Annotated in this window: 15 protein-coding genes; all 15 read right to left on the bottom strand. The window is 51.0% G+C overall.

The window, feature by feature from the left end; translation table 11 throughout:
* Positions 1-33: 33 nt before the first annotated feature.
* The 15 genes from ACZMB2_RS01860 to ACZMB2_RS01930 are packed head-to-tail and all read right to left on the bottom strand — an operon-like array spanning position 34 to position 15,132.
* The gene (locus ACZMB2_RS01860) at positions 34-1,587 is read right to left on the bottom strand and encodes an ABC-F family ATP-binding cassette domain-containing protein (RefSeq protein WP_487595249.1); all 1,554 of its coding nucleotides are present in this window, start codon (positions 1,585-1,587) and stop codon (positions 34-36) included.
* Positions 1,584-2,501 (bottom strand): radical SAM protein, encoded by a 918-nt coding sequence (locus tag ACZMB2_RS01865; protein WP_487595250.1) that lies wholly within the window; start codon positions 2,499-2,501, stop codon positions 1,584-1,586. The genes ACZMB2_RS01860 and ACZMB2_RS01865 overlap by 4 nt, the downstream gene beginning before the upstream one ends.
* Positions 2,501-3,034: a cob(I)yrinic acid a,c-diamide adenosyltransferase gene (locus ACZMB2_RS01870; protein ID WP_118769329.1), complete on the bottom strand. Its 534-nt coding sequence runs from the start codon at positions 3,032-3,034 to the stop codon at positions 2,501-2,503. Before ACZMB2_RS01870 ends, ACZMB2_RS01865 begins: the two co-directional genes overlap by 1 nt.
* A complete protein-coding gene (gene cbiB, locus ACZMB2_RS01875) occupies positions 3,022-3,990 on the bottom strand; it encodes an adenosylcobinamide-phosphate synthase CbiB (RefSeq protein ID WP_487595251.1) in 969 nt (322 codons plus the stop codon). The genes ACZMB2_RS01870 and cbiB overlap by 13 nt, the downstream gene beginning before the upstream one ends.
* Positions 3,966-4,583: a histidine phosphatase family protein gene (locus tag ACZMB2_RS01880; RefSeq protein ID WP_487595252.1), complete on the bottom strand. Its 618-nt coding sequence runs from the start codon at positions 4,581-4,583 to the stop codon at positions 3,966-3,968. The genes cbiB and ACZMB2_RS01880 overlap by 25 nt, the downstream gene beginning before the upstream one ends.
* Positions 4,576-4,956, bottom strand: coding sequence for a bifunctional adenosylcobinamide kinase/adenosylcobinamide-phosphate guanylyltransferase (locus ACZMB2_RS01885; protein ID WP_118769326.1), 381 nt, complete (start codon positions 4,954-4,956; stop codon positions 4,576-4,578). Before ACZMB2_RS01885 ends, ACZMB2_RS01880 begins: the two co-directional genes overlap by 8 nt.
* A complete protein-coding gene (locus tag ACZMB2_RS01890; protein ID WP_118769325.1) occupies positions 4,953-5,717 on the bottom strand; it encodes an adenosylcobinamide-GDP ribazoletransferase in 765 nt (254 codons plus the stop codon). Before ACZMB2_RS01890 ends, ACZMB2_RS01885 begins: the two co-directional genes overlap by 4 nt.
* Positions 5,714-6,253 (bottom strand): bifunctional adenosylcobinamide kinase/adenosylcobinamide-phosphate guanylyltransferase, encoded by a 540-nt coding sequence (locus tag ACZMB2_RS01895; RefSeq protein ID WP_487595253.1) that lies wholly within the window; start codon positions 6,251-6,253, stop codon positions 5,714-5,716. Before ACZMB2_RS01895 ends, ACZMB2_RS01890 begins: the two co-directional genes overlap by 4 nt.
* Positions 6,247-7,620, bottom strand: a complete 1,374-nt coding sequence (locus tag ACZMB2_RS01900) for a cobyrinic acid a,c-diamide synthase CobB (protein ID WP_487595254.1) — start codon at positions 7,618-7,620, stop codon at positions 6,247-6,249. Before ACZMB2_RS01900 ends, ACZMB2_RS01895 begins: the two co-directional genes overlap by 7 nt.
* The gene (gene cobK / locus ACZMB2_RS01905; RefSeq protein ID WP_487595255.1) at positions 7,617-9,689 is read right to left on the bottom strand and encodes a precorrin-6A reductase; all 2,073 of its coding nucleotides are present in this window, start codon (positions 9,687-9,689) and stop codon (positions 7,617-7,619) included. The genes ACZMB2_RS01900 and cobK overlap by 4 nt, the downstream gene beginning before the upstream one ends.
* Positions 9,690-9,692: 3 nt before the next feature.
* Positions 9,693-10,748 (bottom strand): cobalt-precorrin 5A hydrolase, encoded by a 1,056-nt coding sequence (locus ACZMB2_RS01910; protein ID WP_487595256.1) that lies wholly within the window; start codon positions 10,746-10,748, stop codon positions 9,693-9,695.
* Positions 10,745-11,920, bottom strand: coding sequence for a cobalt-precorrin-5B (C(1))-methyltransferase CbiD (gene cbiD, locus ACZMB2_RS01915; RefSeq protein ID WP_487595257.1), 1,176 nt, complete (start codon positions 11,918-11,920; stop codon positions 10,745-10,747). Before cbiD ends, ACZMB2_RS01910 begins: the two co-directional genes overlap by 4 nt.
* 19 nt (positions 11,921-11,939) lie before the next feature.
* Positions 11,940-13,001 carry a nicotinate-nucleotide--dimethylbenzimidazole phosphoribosyltransferase gene (gene cobT / locus ACZMB2_RS01920; protein WP_487595258.1) on the bottom strand — a complete coding sequence of 354 codons (1,062 nt, stop codon included), beginning with the start codon at positions 12,999-13,001 and terminating at the stop codon, positions 11,940-11,942.
* Between the two features lie 5 nt (positions 13,002-13,006).
* Positions 13,007-13,636: a precorrin-8X methylmutase gene (locus ACZMB2_RS01925; protein ID WP_487595259.1), complete on the bottom strand. Its 630-nt coding sequence runs from the start codon at positions 13,634-13,636 to the stop codon at positions 13,007-13,009.
* Positions 13,636-15,132, bottom strand: coding sequence for a cobyric acid synthase (locus tag ACZMB2_RS01930; protein WP_487595260.1), 1,497 nt, complete (start codon positions 15,130-15,132; stop codon positions 13,636-13,638). The genes ACZMB2_RS01925 and ACZMB2_RS01930 overlap by 1 nt, the downstream gene beginning before the upstream one ends.
* Positions 15,133-15,136: the final 4 nt, after the last annotated feature.

Genomic DNA, 15,136 nt, shown 5'->3' on the forward strand with positions numbered 1-15,136 from the left:
ATTTACAGGGATTGGCAAACATGGATTCTGCCTTTACACCCTTGTCGTCCACTGACTGCAGTCCCATACCTTGGTTGCCAGACCTTCGTAGAATTCCGGCTCATGGCACACCATGAGAATGCTTCCACGATATTCCTGCAACGCACGTTTCAGTTCGTCTTTGGCATCCACATCCAGATGGTTGGTGGGCTCGTCGAGAACCAGCAGGTTGCTTGCCCGGTTGATGAGCTTGCAGAGGCGCAGCTTGGCCTGCTCACCTCCGCTTAATACTTTCACACGGCTCTCGATATGTTTGGTAGTCAGACCACACTTTGCCAACGCTGAACGTGCTTCATACTGGGTAAATACCGGAAATTCCTGCCACAGCTCTTCCAAGCAGGTGGTGGCGATATCCTGACTCATCTCCTGCTCAAAATATCCGATCTCCAGATAATCACCCAGCTCCACACTTCCGGAAAGTACCGGGATCAGGCCCAGAATGCTTTTCAGAAGCGTTGTCTTACCGATTCCGTTGGCACCGGTGAGGACCAGCTTCTCTCCCCGTTCCATCTCCACAGTGAGGGGCTTTGACAAAGGTTCGTCATAACCGATCACCAGCTCTTTCGTCTGGAAAATGTATCTGCCCGGCACCCGTGCCTCTTTGAAATGAAACTCCGGCTTCGGTTTCTCCGCTGCCAGTTCGATCACATCCATCTTATCCAGCTTCTTCTGGCGGGACATGGCCATATTTCTGGTGGAAACCCTTGCCTTATTTCTCGCCACGAAATCTTTCAGCTGTGCGATTTCCTTCTGCTGCCGGTTGTAGGCTGCTTCCAGCTGTGCCTTCTTCACCGCATAAACTTCCTGGAATTTATCATAGTCACCCACATAGCGGTTCAGCTGCTGATTATCCATGTGGTAGATCAGGTTGACCACGCTGTTGAGGAAGGGAATGTCATGGGAAATGAGGATAAATGCATTTTCATACTCATTGAGATACCGCTTCAGCCATTCAATATGCTCCACATCCAGATAGTTGGTAGGCTCGTCCAGAAGAAGGATATCCGGCTTTTCCAGTAAAAGCTTGCCCAGCAGTACCTTCGTTCTCTGACCGCCGCTCAACTCCGTCACGTCACGGTCCAGTCCGATGTCTGCAAGACCCAGCGCCCGTCCTACTTCCTCTACTTTTGCATCGATCATATAGAAATCATGGGCAGACAATAGTTCCTGGATCACGCCCGTTTCTTCCATATAAGAAGCCATCTCTTCGTCGGTGGCCTCTGCCATCTTGTCATACATCTGGTTCATCTGCTCTTCCAGTTCAAAGAGAAAAGAAAAGGCCGATGCCAGTGTCTCCCGGACGGTCATACCTTTTTTCAGTTCCGTGTGCTGGTCAAGATAGCCGACGCGCACATTTTTGGACCATTCTACTTTTCCCTCATCCGGCTGCAGCTTCCCGGTGATAATGCTCATAAATGTGGATTTTCCCTCGCCATTGGCTCCGATAAGACCGATATGCTCACCTTTGAGCAGACGGAAAGATACATCCTGAAAAATAGCACGGTCGCCAAATCCGTGGCTTAAGTGTTCAACATTTAAAATACTCATACGTTCCTCTCTATTCCTTCATAATTAAATGGGGGGATAAAGCTTTCTCCCACACAGCCGCCCTCCTGAATGTACACCTGGCTCATTCCCAGGAAGCGGGCATAGTCTACAATTTCTTCATACTCCTCGTCCGTTACCTTCCGGTTGATCTCCGGATAGGCCGCCACATGGGGCAGCGGCGTGTACTGGCTCATAATGCTCACATAGATCTGGTTTCCAAAGGTATCCCACAGATACTCCAGCACATCCTTGCTGTCGGATACACAGCCCGGCAATACCAGGTGCCGGACAATGACGCCTTTTTTCATCATACCACGCCTGTCAAACAGGGGGGCACCCGTCTGCCGCACCATCTCTGCCAGGGCAGTCTTCACCGTCTCCGGATAATCCGCCGCACGGGAATAGCGTGCCGCAAGTTCTGCACTCCGATATTTGCAGTCCGGAAGCCAGATATCCACCAGTTCTTCCAGAAGGCGCAGTGTTTCCACCTTTTCATAGCCACCGGTGTTATAGACAATGGGAATGGTAAGTCCCATCTTTTTCGCATGTTGTAATGCCGGAATCACTGTCGGCAGAAACTGGGTGGCTGTCACCAGATTGATATTATTGGCGCCTTTTTCCTGTAATTCCAGAAAAATCCGGGAAAGGCGCTCTTCCGTCACCGGCTTTCCTACCGCTCCCGCTGCGATCTCGTGATTCTGGCAAAAGACACAGCGAAGGGTACAGCCGGAGAAAAAGACAGCGCCTGATCCTTCTGTTCCGGAAATACAGGGCTCCTCCCAGAAATGAAGGGCTGCCCTGGCTGCCATCACTTCGGAGGTCATGCCGCAGAATCCGGTCTTTCCTGCCCTCCGGTCTACTTTACATTCTCTGGGGCAGAGACGACAGTTCCTGTATAATTCTGTTCTGTCCACTATAATTCGATTCCCTTTCGCGCCGGGATGCCCTGATCGAAGGGATGCTTCACCTTCCGCATCTCCGTCACATAATCTGCCAGTTCCAGCAGTTCTTCTCCTGGCTCTCTTCCGGTCAGAACCACTTCCAGATGCTCCGGTCTGTTTAAAAAGAAATGCAGGGCTTTCTTTTGATCAATAAATCCGTGATTGTAGGCACTTATAAATTCGTCAATGACCAGAAGATCATAGTCTTCCTCTGCGGCGGTCTTCACCGCCTCATCAAACAGCTGATTATAGAGTCTGGCAGCTGCTGCCTTCTGCTCCTCCGTCATATTCCAGAAAAATCCCAGCCGCTCCCCACAGCAATGGTAGTTGACGCCCAGTTTTTTCAGCATCTCCACCTCACCGGATCGTCCGTCCTTCATCACCTGGCAGAAATAGACTTTCATGCCGGTGCCGGCCGCACGGACCGCCAGTCCCACGGAAGCCGTGGTTTTTCCTTTTCCGTCTCCACAATAGATCTGCAGACAGCCTTTCTTTAAATGAGCCATAATACGATTCCTTTCACCAATCCAAAGACCACAAGTGACAGTATTGCTGTTGCATAAAGCAGCCGGTTCACCCTCGGAATATCCTCATATTCCACCGGGCGGTCCGGATCCCCCAGCGTTGGCTTCTCATATAATTTTCCAAAATAATAAGCATTTCCGGCCAGCTGAATATGCATGGCTCCTGCTGCCGTGGCTTCTGTGTGGGCAGAATTGGGACTGCTGTGATTGTACCGGTCTCTCCGATAAATCCTCCAGGCATTTTTCGAATCCATGCCGCAGAAAGCTGCCGCCCCGCACATCAGCATGCCCGACAGCCGGGCCGGAATATAATTCAGCACATCATCAAATTTTGCCGCCGCACGGCCAAAATAGAGATATTTATCATTTTTATAGCCCACCATGGAATCCATGGTATTGACTGCCTTATAGAAAAATCCCAGGGGCGCACCGCCGATCATAAGAAAAAGAAGGGGTGCGATCACGCCGTCGGAAGCATTTTCCGCCACCGTCTCCACAGCTGCCTTGGTCACGCCGATGTCATCCAGTACCTCGGTGTCACGTCCTACTACCATGGATACAGCGAAGCGGGCTTTCTTAAGGTTCCCCTCTTTCAGTGCGTCATAGACTTTCATGGTCTCGGTCTTCAGGGATTTGGTCGCCAGTACCCAGTAGCACATGATGACTTCCAGCGCAAATCTCAGACAGGGATGCACCAGACCTGCCGCCAGGAGAAGTCCCCAGGCAACAGCCGTGGTAATTCCAGCCGTCAGCACCAGCAGGAATCCTCCTGCGATCAGCTCTCCCTGTTCCGTCTTCGGGAAAATTCTCCGAAGCAGCTTCTCCAGTCCGCTGATGAGATGTCCCACCAGACGAATGGGATGATAAAGCCAGTGGGGATCTCCCACTATGAGGTCCAGGATAAATCCCAGGATTACTGCAAGCAAAGACAATTCCATAACCTTGTTCCCTCCACCGGCGTCAGCCTGTAGCCGCAGCCGTTCTTTACCTGATAGTCAAAATAAGCAGCCTTTGGATAGCCGTATTGTTCCAAGATTGCCATAATAGTGCCGCCATGCACCACAATTCCTGCCCGGAATATCCCGGTCTTCCCGGAAGCGATCCATTCCTGCTCTGCCCCGGACACTTCTTCTACAATCCGGGCAAAGGCCTCAAGACACCGGCTCTTGAAGGCATCCATGGACTCGCCATTTGGAAAGGGCAGCGTGCCATTGCTGTCGATCCACGCCTGATAGTCCCCATTTCCGGACAGTTCTTTATAATTCTTATTTTCAAAGTCTCCAAAATCGCATTCCCGGAGATCCGTCACTTTCTGCATTTTTTTCCGGTCAAATCCCGGCCAGAGGATTTCTGCCGTCTCCACGCACCGCTTCATGGGACTGACATAGAGTCGTTCTACCTCCGGCAGCTGCTTTCCCGCAAGTCCTTCTCTTCCTTCGTCACATAAGGGTTCGTCGGTCCGGCTGCCGATATAGCGGCCCAGCAGATTTCCTGCGGTCTTACCATGCCGGATCAGGATAAGTTCAGCCATGCTTGATCACCGTCCCGATTCCGCAGACTACCCGGTGTACTTCTGATGCCCTCCTTGCCGCCTGACAGCAGACTCTTCCGGTCTTCTCCCGGTAAGCCCGGTCAAATTTGTCAATGGGAACCACCCCATAACCAAGTTCGTTGGTCACCAGCACAATGTCCGGATTCCGTCTTTCCAGCTCCTCAAGATCCAGTTCCTGATTCGCTTCCATACACCGTTTGATATACTCATGAAAATGATAGAGAAGCTTTGTCTCATAGATGGCTTCCATCGGGCAGTCCATGCCATCTGCTGCTTCTTCTTTTGCAATGTGAAAGGTCTCACACGCATAATCTGTCTTTCCCTGAAAGCATCCGCCTGTCACCAGAATCATAATAATTTTCCTCCCAGCATCACCGTACAGGCACATGCCAGTTCACATACCTGTACAAAAAATCCTGCAATATCTCCCGTCGTTCCGCCAAATTCCTTCATGGCTACATGATGGTAATACCAGAACACTGCTGCCTGGGTCAGGAGCATAATTCCTCCGATCACCGGATTCAGCCAAAGGGCCGCTGCCCCACAGGCAAGAATCCACAGGGTCAGTGTCCCCAGCAGGATCTTTTTCTGGGCCGCATCAGAAAACATGCTAAGAGATCCGCTCTTATTCGCCTTCGGGAAGGTAGAAAGAGCCAGTCCGCTTAAAGCCCGGGACAGGGCAAAAGCCACCGCCATCACCGGCAGAAGCTCTGTCTTCATCTCACTCCATACACCCAGTCCTAATGTAAAATAAGCACATCCCATAATAATGGCAAAGGCGCCTGCATGGGAATCCTTTAAGATCTGCAGTTTTTTCTCCAAGGGCTGATAGGAGCTGAGGGCATCCACCGTGTCCAGAAATCCATCCAGATGAATGCCTCCGGTCACAATGAGCGGAATCAGCACAAAACCTGCTGCCCGCATCAGGCTTCCAAAGTCGAGCTTCATTGCCACCCATCCGTAACCCCATTCCAGCAGACCGATGATCACACCGATGGCCGGAAAGAAGCAGATCATATATTTCATATTTTCCTTATCCCAGTCTGCCCGCGGCACGGGAATCTTGGAAAACATGGCAAAGGAAATTAAAAAACTGTTCCATACTTTCTTCATCGTCCAAACACCTCGTTTAAGTCTCCCTTATGAATCAGCGGGATGGAATATACCACCTCTGCCACCAGATCCGCCATGGAAGCCATCCGGACATTGATCTCTCCCAGATACTTCTGATACCGCCTGGTTTCCTCGTCGTAGTCCATTCCATCCGAGAAAATCTCATTGGTCACAATAATGAGATTCCGGCACTGTTCCTTTACATGGCGGATTCCTGCAAGAATCTCCTCCACGCAGTGATCCCCGCTGCCCTTCTCCTGGTACATCTCATTGGCGGTCAGATTGGACATACATTCCAGCAGCACCGTATGATAACCAGACACATCTGCATGTTTTAACCCTGTGTAACACTCCAGTGTATCAAATCCCTTATCTTTCCGCATTTCCCGGTGCCTTGCAATCCGCTTATGGCATTCCTCGTCAAAGGGGAACATGGTTGCAATATAGAGATTCGGACCGTCCGCCAGTCCGGTTACCAGCGACTCCGCAAATTCTGATTTTCCGCTACCGCTTCCTCCGGTCACCATCATTAACATCCGTGGTATTCCTCACATTTCTTTAAAAATTTGTAAGCTGCCTCAGGGTTGGACCAGAAAAAGAGATGGGGGAATCCCGCATACAGGGATTTACTGCTGTTCACACAGTCCCATTCCCGTTTTCCCACTGGTTTCTTCGCATGAAAACTCTTTCCACACTGCTCACTGTCCCAGTAATGAAATTCATGTCCGCGAATTTTCATCCCTGCTTTTCCCAGAAGCTGGTCTTCCTCTGCCGTCAAGGTAATATATCCAAAACGTCCCAGCCGGTCCGTCCTGTAGGCCTTCGCATCCAATACTCCTGCCATAGGATAGAACACACCGTCCTGTCCTTCCAGCTCCCGGTGAAGATAGAGAAAACCGCCGCATTCCGCGATACAGGGCATACCATCCTCGATCACTTTTCTGATGGCTTCTCTCATAGAGTGATTTTCGCTCAAGGTCTTTGCATGAAGTTCCGGATAACCACCACTTAAAATCATGCCATCCACCTCTTCCGGCAGCTTTTTATCCTGAAGGGGCGAGAAAAAGACAAGCTCTGCACCCATGGTTTCCAAAAGCTTCAGATTATCCTGGTACGTAAAGCAGAAGGCATCATCTGCCGCCACTGCCAGCCGTATTTTTTCCGGTGCTTCTAATACCGGTATCTCCGGTACCTGTATGGTCAGTTCTTCCGTGTCTTCTGCCAGTGTGCAGAAGGCATCCAGATCCAGCGTCTCTTCCAGCACAGCTGCCAGCCGGTTCAGCTTTTCCTTCAAGGCTTCGATCTCTCCCGGCAGTACCAGTCCCAGATGACGGCTTTCCAGATTAAGATCCGTAAGCTTCGGCACATAGCCAAGTACTTTCACACCCAGTTCCTCTTCCATGAGGGGCTTCAACTGCCCGTAGATCATGGGAGAAATCTGATTCAGAATCACGGCTTTGATCCGGCTGTCTGGCCGGTATTCCAGAAATCCTTTGATCATGGCCAGAATAGAAAGACTGGCTCCCCTGCAGCTGACAATCAGTACCGCCGGTATGGCAAGGGCAGCCGCCACATCATAGGTGCTTCCTTCCGTGCGGATACCTCCCAGACCGTCATAATATCCCATAACCCCTTCTGTCACGGCAATATCACAGTCCGATGCATTTTCTGCAAAGAGATAGCGGGTGGTCTCTGTATCTGTAAAAAAGGTATCCAGGTTTCTTGACCGGGTTCCAATGACCCTTCCATGAAACATCGGATCAATGTAATCTGGTCCACACTTAAAGGATGCTACTTTCATCCCTCTGTTCACCAGTGCCTGCAGAATCCCGCAGGTAATCAGAGTCTTGCCGCTTCCGCTGGCCGGTGCGGTCAGAAGGATTCTCGGTATGTGTCTTTTCACTCTTTCACAGCCCCCCTGCAGGTAATAATGTAAATCGGATTCTGTCCCATCATGAGATGATAGCTTCCAAGTTTCTTCGCCTTCGCCACACTGACGGAAACGATCTCTTCCTCCAGCAGCGGCAGATCTTTTAAGCACTCCGTCACTTCCCCGATGGTCTCCAGCGTCACTGTATTGATCACCACACGGATCTTCGGATTCTTTGCCAGCAGGCTTTCCAGAATTTCTTTTAAGTTACCGGCAGAACCGCCGATAAAGGCATGGGTCGGTGCGGGCAGATCTTCCATGGCCTCCGGTGCCAGTCCGTGAATCACCTCAATATTCGGTGTCCCAAACTTCCGCTTGTTCTGCTCAATGAGATCACACGCCTCCTGATTCCGTTCCACAGCATAAACCATTCCATCTGCAGCAGCCAGTGCCAGCTCAATGGTCACGGAACCGGTACCTGCTCCCACATCATAGACCACGGAATCTTTTTCCAGATGCAGTTTTGCTACGGAAAGACTTCGGATCTCACTCTTGGTCATAGGCGCTTTGCCCCGCAGGAATTCTTCATCCTCCACGCAGGAGCGGATTCCCTTGAAGGGGTGGGAATTTTCAATGAGAGCCACACAAAGGTCATCGTAACTTCCCTGTTCCAGTTCTTCCGGCGTTCCAGTGGTGATCTTTTCCTCCGGGTAGCCAAGTCTCTCTCCAATATAAAGGGTCACATCCGTGAGACCATATTCCTTCAGTTCTTTACACAGTCCTTCCACACTTCCATGAGCACTCAGAAGCGTAAATGTCTTCTCATGGGCTTTCACAGCCCCTATAAGATTCGCACTCCGTCCATGGGTACTTTGAAGACATACATCTTCCCAGGAGGTTTTCAGCTTTCCGCAGAAATATACCACGGAAGAAATACCGCACAGACTTTTCACTTCATAATTCTGAGGATCCAGCACCTCATAAAGCTTCTTTGCCCCACTGTAAAATCCAATATCTCCGGACAGCAGAATCACCGCACGTCCATATTCCGGATGAAGCTCCAGATAATCGGCGATCTTCCGGGGCTCATAGGCTGCAAACTCCTGTTTGCCTTCATAAAAGGCCGGATCTGCGCCCTTCGTCTGTACAGCGTCCAGCATCCGTCTGGCTCCGATAAGCAGATCTGCTTTCCGGATCTCTTCTGCTGCTTCCACCGTCATTCCTTCTGCAGTGCCCATACCGATGCCAATAAGAGTCACCTGACGACGGGCACCTGACTCTTCTGCCCGTTTCTCCAGTGCTCCCGGCACATGACTTCCGGCAGCTTCCTTCTGCTCCGGTTCCAGTCCGAACCGCACATTCAGCATCTCCACCACCTGGTCATAGGAAAAGCCTTTCTGCTCCGGAGGGCGTCCCACCAGCACCAGTTTTGCTCCGGCACGCTTTGCCGCCTCTACCTTTTCCTCGTAACCACCGGCTTTCCCCGTCTCCTTAGTGACCAGATACCGGCAGTCAAACTGCTTTAACATGGCTTCATTCAATGCCTCGCTGAAGGGTCCCTGCATACAGATGAGATTTCGTCCCACAAATCCCAGTTTTTCACAGGCTGATGCCACTTCCGCAGTGGACAGCACCCTTGCAAAGACCCGGCTCTCATAATTCGGAATCACCGTATATTTAAAAAGCTCCTTGCTCCCTGTGGTCGCCAGAATATTTCCTTCGGTCTCTTTTAAGAAATTCACCGCCTCATCCACGGAATCCACCAGAACCGCATCTTCCGTCTCAGAAGTACTGGACTCCCGAATCAGGCGGAGATATTCCACTCCTGCTTTTTTACAGGCTGCTGCCACATTTTCCGACACGACCGCCGCGTAGGGGTGGGTTGCATCCACTACCAGCTCCGTCTTTTGTTCCTCAAAAAACTGCCCCATGGCTGCCTCGTCCATCCGCCCGGCATGCACCTTCAGGTATTCCGTTTCCGTCAGGAGGGTCTCTCCATATTCCGTTGCCACACAGGCGGTCACCGGAACTTTTCTCACTGCCAGATATTCTGACAATTTTCTTCCTTCTGTTGTTCCTGCAAATATAATCACTGGTCTCATACGCTAGTCCTCCATACAGATGGTCAGATCCATCACAGCTGCTGCTACTGTCACGCCATTTCTCGCCGTCTTGGGAATCAGGAGTTTCTGTACCCCTGCCGCCAGAAGGGCCGAACGCTCACATATATTTCCCACTCCGGTAACGGATTCTACAAAAGCTGACTCTGCAAATCCGTCTTCACACACTGCTTTTTTCAGCTCCTCTGCGGGATAGGTGAGAAAGGGAACCTGATAGCTTTCCGCCAGCTCCAGAATCCCTGTTTCGTCTTTTTTCAGATCTATGGAAGCGATCTTACAGATACTTTCCCTGAAAATACCGTTGACCTCCAGCACTTCTTCCACCAGTTCCTGGATGACCGACCTCTCTGTTCCTCTTTTACACCCAATTCCCAGCACCACTGCCTTCGGCACCAGATGAAGCGTCTTCTCAAAAGGGCTGGTCTTTTGCACATCTATGGAAAATCCCAGCGGCTCTTCCCCTTCCGTGTCCAGTTCCGGTGGAATTACACCGGTTATCGGAAATGCGCTCCACATGCCGACTTTCAGATTATCCACCAGTGCTGCTGCAATTTCCTTCGCTGCAGGCATGGAATCCATATACAGATTTCTCCTCGCCGCAAATGCGTCCACTGCAAATTTTCCATGAAGATCCGTTGCCGTCGTAATCACCGGTTCCGCTCCGGTAAGCTCTGCCACCAGAAGGGTCAGTTCATTGGCTCCGCCAATATGGCCGGACAGAAGAGAGATGGCATGCCGTCCCTGCTCATCCACCACGATCACCGCCGGGTCTGTCTTCTTGCTCTGCACGTAAGGGGCAATGCTCCGCACGGCAATTCCCGTGGAGCCGATAAAAATCAGAAGGTCTTTGGAACGGAACTGCTCCGCCGTCCATTCTGACAGGGTTCCTTCCAGAAACGCTACCTCCACAGGCAGCGCTGACCGGTATTCTTTCTTCTTAAGCCATGCCTCACATAGAATTCCGTGAGCATCCAGTCCATTTACCAGCTGCTCAGCGAGCAAAACTCCATGCTCCGTAAAACAGATGATTCCCGCTTTCATGAATCTGCCTGTCCTCCCTTTTGATGTCCGATTTTTTCCACCAGATCCGGCACTTTGGAAGTCTGTCCCAGAATTCCGAATACATTGGAAAAGGTAATGACGCCAAGCTCGATACAGCTCTGGGTCCGGTGATTGACATAGAACTCCATCCGCTCCATAATTCTGTCCATAACAGGCTTCAACAGCCCCGCTTCTTTCAGATATTTTAATGCATCATCGGTGGTCACACACTCCATCATCTTCTGAAGCAGTTCTGTGGGGGCTCCTAAAAGTGCCGCATGGACCGTCAGAAGCTCCATGCGGGAATCCGCATTATGGGAATGGGTATTCATAATGCCCCCCGCCAGCTTCACAAATTTACCGATGTGGCCCACCAGCAGTACACCTTTTGCTCCGAATTCCACGGCTGCATCCAATGCCTCGCCTACAAAATTACTGCATTTCACAGCATCATTGAGGTCCAATCCATGTCCGTACTGCTCCAGAAAATCAATCCCGTAATTGCCCGGCACCACCAGAAGATACTCCATGCCATTTGCCAGTTTCTGCCGCATTTCCACCCGGATAGTCTCGATCAATGCCTGCTCACTCATGGGTTCCACGATTCCGCTGGTGCCAAGAACCGAGATGCCGCCCACAATACCAAGGCGCGGATTAAAGGTCTTTGCCGCCAGTTCTTCTCCCTGGGGGATGGAAATGACTGCTTTCAGACCACCCTGCCAGCCATATTTTTCGCAGACAGCCTCCAGATTTTCCCGGATCATCTGCCGGGGTACTTTGTTGATGGCTGCTGCCCCTACCGGCTGTTCCAGTCCCGGTTTTGTGACACGGCCGACGCCTCTGCCGCCGTCAATCAAAATCCGTTCTCCCCCTGCCTCCAGTTCATCTGCCGGAATCCGGGTCACTTCCGCATAGATCAGAATGCCGTTGGTCACATCCGGGTCATCCCCACCATCCTTCCGGATCGCGCAGGAGACAGATGTTTTCGTGCAATGGATTTCCAGCACTTCCAGCTGAAGGGCAATGCCTTTTGGCGTCATCAGTTCCACATCCGAGATCTCTTTCCCTGAAAGCAGCATGGCAGCCGCTGCTTTGGAAGCAGCCGCTGCACAGGAACCGGTCGTATATCCGTATCTTAGTTTTTTATGGTTTTTATAAATGTATTCTTCCATCAAAAAAGGTCTCCTGCCGTTATTTCTGATGTGTATAAGCCTCCACATGAGCACCATCCCAGGTTGCCACATGATAGTATACATTCAGTCCCTGGTCAATGAGAGAAAGACCCATGATTGCTCCGGTTCCCTCTCCTAAATGCATGCCTGCCTGTATCGGTGCCTGCATTCCAAGATGTTCCATCGCCAGCTTAGCCGCCGGCTCTGCAGATCCGTGGGTCGGAATCATATATTCCTTTGCGGTCTTAGAGAGCATGCCTGCCAGATATGCAGAAATAGCAGAAATGAAGCCATCAATCAAAATTGGGAGATGGTAATAAGCTGCTCCGAGATAGCATCCCACCATACCGGCAATATCAAGACCTCCTACCTTTGAGATCACGTCAATGGCATCTGTTTTATCAGGATGGTTTACCTCAATGGCCCGCTCAATGGCACGTACTTTTTTATTCAGTCCCTCGGTGGAAAGACCGGCACCTCTTCCTGTCACTACTTCCGGCGCCTGGTCAAACAATACCGCTGCACAGGCAGAGCTGGTGGTTGTATTGCCAATTCCCATCTCGCCGGTCACAATCAGATCATATCCTTCTGCTTTCAGGTCTCTGACCGTATCCACACCCGTCAGAATTGCCTGCACACATTCTTCTCTGGTCATGGCCGGGCCTTCTGCAATGTTTCCGGTGCCATAACGTACCACACAATTACGGATCTTCGGATGTACCCCATCCTTCAGTCCTCCGATATTGACCGGAACCATCGTGCATCCCGCCAGGTGGCTCATAATGCAGGCAGTGGACAGGTCATTTCCCATATTTTCCAGTACCTGCATGGTAACAGAACTGTCCGTCTGGGTTACGCCTTCTTTTACCACTCCATTATCAGCGCCCATAATCACGACGGCACGTTTGTCAGGATGGGGATGAGCATCTCCATAGATTCCGGCGATCTGGACCACTACTTCTTCCAGCCATCCAAGTCCTCTTAATGGTTTACACAAGGAATCCCAGTTTTTCCAGGCTTCTTCTCTTGCGTTTGCATCTGTCGGCTGAATGCCGGCAATGATCTCTTTCAGTCTGTCCATCTTCTCTAACCTTTATAATACAGCATGGCATTACAGATGGTTGCTGCAATGTTGCTGCCGCCCTTTCTTCCTCTTGGAACAATATAGGGAACCCCCGCCGTCATGATCAGCTCTTTGGCCTCTACCACGTTGACAAATCCTACTGGTGCACCGATGATCAGTGCCGGATTTACCTTGCCTTCCTGGATCAGCTCATAGAGACGGATCAGTGCAGTCGGTGCATTTCCCACTGCAAAGATCACTTCTTTGCCGAGAGCTGCGCCCCGCTCCATGCAGATGGCTGCACGGGTACATCCCCGCTCCTGCGCTTCTTTTGCCACATCCTCGTCAGACATGAAGCAGTAAGCTTTTCCGCCGTACTCTGCCAGCTTTTTCTTATTAATTCCGGACCAAGCCATCTTCGTATCCGTCACAATGACAGCGCCTCTTCTTAAGGCTTCCACGCCCAGCATGGCTGCATTTTCAGAAAAGCACAGGTTATCCGCATAGTCGAAATCCGCAGACGTATGAATGCAGCGTTTTACGATGGAGAACTGTGGCTCCGGCCAGGTTCTTCCATTTAACTCCTGCGTAATAATCTCCATACTGCGCTTCTCTATCTCATTTGGTTTTACAATCTTAATCTCATTCAGCATCAGATCCCCGCCTCCAGAATTTCGTATATTTTTTTCATGTCAAATGATGATCTGACCAGATCTGCCAGCTTGTCATATTCCTGCTCTTTGTGAGCAGCCAGATCAAAGTGCCAGCTGCCGTAATCAAGGCCTTTGCTTCTCATAAGTTCCCGGATCATGCTCTCTGCAAAATCATCCGTATCAAAGAGACCATGGAGGTAGCTTCCCAGAACGGTGCCGTCCTCATTGGCAAGGGCATCTATTCTTCCGTCCTCCAGACGAACCAGCTCCTGACAGCCGCCCAGATTTTCGGAAACACCCATATGAATCTCATAACCGGTCACTTCTTTTCCTTCCCAGTCACTCCACAGGCCGGCACCCTTCCTCATGATGCCATGAATCTGGGTTCTGGTCTTAGATTTGGCAAAGACCGTCTTCGTATCCAGAAGACCCATGCCTCTCATTGTACCGCCGTGCTCCACATTGTCCGGGTCTTCCATGACTTTTCCCAGAAGCTGGAAACCGCCGCAGATGCCGATGATCGGCGTCTTCTTCTCTGCCTGCCGTAAAATCAGCGCTTCCATACCGGACTCCCGGAGCCACTGCATATCGTCCATGGTATTCTTGGTACCCGGCAGCAGAATGAGATCCGGATCTTCCAGCATCCCCGGCTGGGATACATACCGGAGGGATACCCCATCCATCCGCTCAAAGACGGAGAAATCCGTAAAATTAGAAATATGAGGCAGACGGATCACCGCCACATCAAGGCCTGCTCCTTTATGAGTCTGCTCAAGGCGGTCGGAAAGACTGTCTTCATCATCGATATCCAGCCGTTCCATAGGAACCACTCCCACCACCGGAATATCCGTCTTTTCTTCAATCATCCGAAGTCCCGGCTCCAGGATCTTCACATCCCCGCGGAATTTGTTGACAACCAGACCTTTAATCATGGCCTGCTCATCCTCCGGTAGAAGCTTTACAGTGCCGTATAAGGCCGCAAAAACACCGCCCCTGTCAATATCTCCCACCAACAGTACCGGTGCTTTCGCCATTCTCGCCATTCCCATGTTGACGATATCATTTTCATGGAGATTAATCTCCGCAGGACTTCCTGCTCCCTCAATGACAATGATGTCGTACTCACTGCTCAGCCGCTCATAAGCTGCCAGCACATCCGGAATCAGCTGCTTTTTATTCTTATAATAATCCATGGCCTTCATGTTGCCGCGGACTTCCCCGTTTACAATGACCTGGCTTCCCACATTGCTGGTGGGTTTGAGCAGAATCGGGTTCATATCTGCTGTCGGATCAATGCCGCATGCTTCCGCCTGCATGGCCTGTGCCCGGCCGATCTCCAGTCCTTCCTTTGTAATGTAGGAATTGAGGGCCATATTCTGGGATTTAAAGGGTGCCACTTTATAGCCATCCTGCTTAAATACCCTGCATAGTCCCGCTGTCAGGAAACTCTTTCCGGAATTGGACATGGTTCCCTGCACCATAATCGCTTTTGCCACGTTT

The organism is Hominiventricola sp., from assembly GCF_057604405.1.

Coding starts and splice junctions, on each gene's coding strand:
- ACZMB2_RS01860 (WP_487595249.1), bottom strand. CDS start 1,587: ATGAGTATTTTAAATGTTGAACACTTAAGCCACGGATTTGGCGACCGT.
- ACZMB2_RS01870 (WP_118769329.1), bottom strand. CDS start 3,034: ATGGCTCATTTAAAGAAAGGCTGTCTGCAGATCTATTGTGGAGACGGA.
- cbiB (WP_487595251.1), bottom strand. CDS start 3,990: ATGGAATTGTCTTTGCTTGCAGTAATCCTGGGATTTATCCTGGACCTC.
- ACZMB2_RS01880 (WP_487595252.1), bottom strand. CDS start 4,583: ATGGCTGAACTTATCCTGATCCGGCATGGTAAGACCGCAGGAAATCTG.
- ACZMB2_RS01885 (WP_118769326.1), bottom strand. CDS start 4,956: ATGATTCTGGTGACAGGCGGATGCTTTCAGGGAAAGACAGATTATGCG.
- ACZMB2_RS01890 (WP_118769325.1), bottom strand. CDS start 5,717: ATGAAGAAAGTATGGAACAGTTTTTTAATTTCCTTTGCCATGTTTTCC.
- ACZMB2_RS01895 (WP_487595253.1), bottom strand. CDS start 6,253: ATGTTAATGATGGTGACCGGAGGAAGCGGTAGCGGAAAATCAGAATTT.
- cobK (WP_487595255.1), bottom strand. CDS start 9,689: ATGAGACCAGTGATTATATTTGCAGGAACAACAGAAGGAAGAAAATTG.
- ACZMB2_RS01910 (WP_487595256.1), bottom strand. CDS start 10,748: ATGAAAGCGGGAATCATCTGTTTTACGGAGCATGGAGTTTTGCTCGCT.
- cbiD (WP_487595257.1), bottom strand. CDS start 11,920: ATGGAAGAATACATTTATAAAAACCATAAAAAACTAAGATACGGATAT.
- cobT (WP_487595258.1), bottom strand. CDS start 13,001: ATGGACAGACTGAAAGAGATCATTGCCGGCATTCAGCCGACAGATGCA.
- ACZMB2_RS01925 (WP_487595259.1), bottom strand. CDS start 13,636: ATGCTGAATGAGATTAAGATTGTAAAACCAAATGAGATAGAGAAGCGC.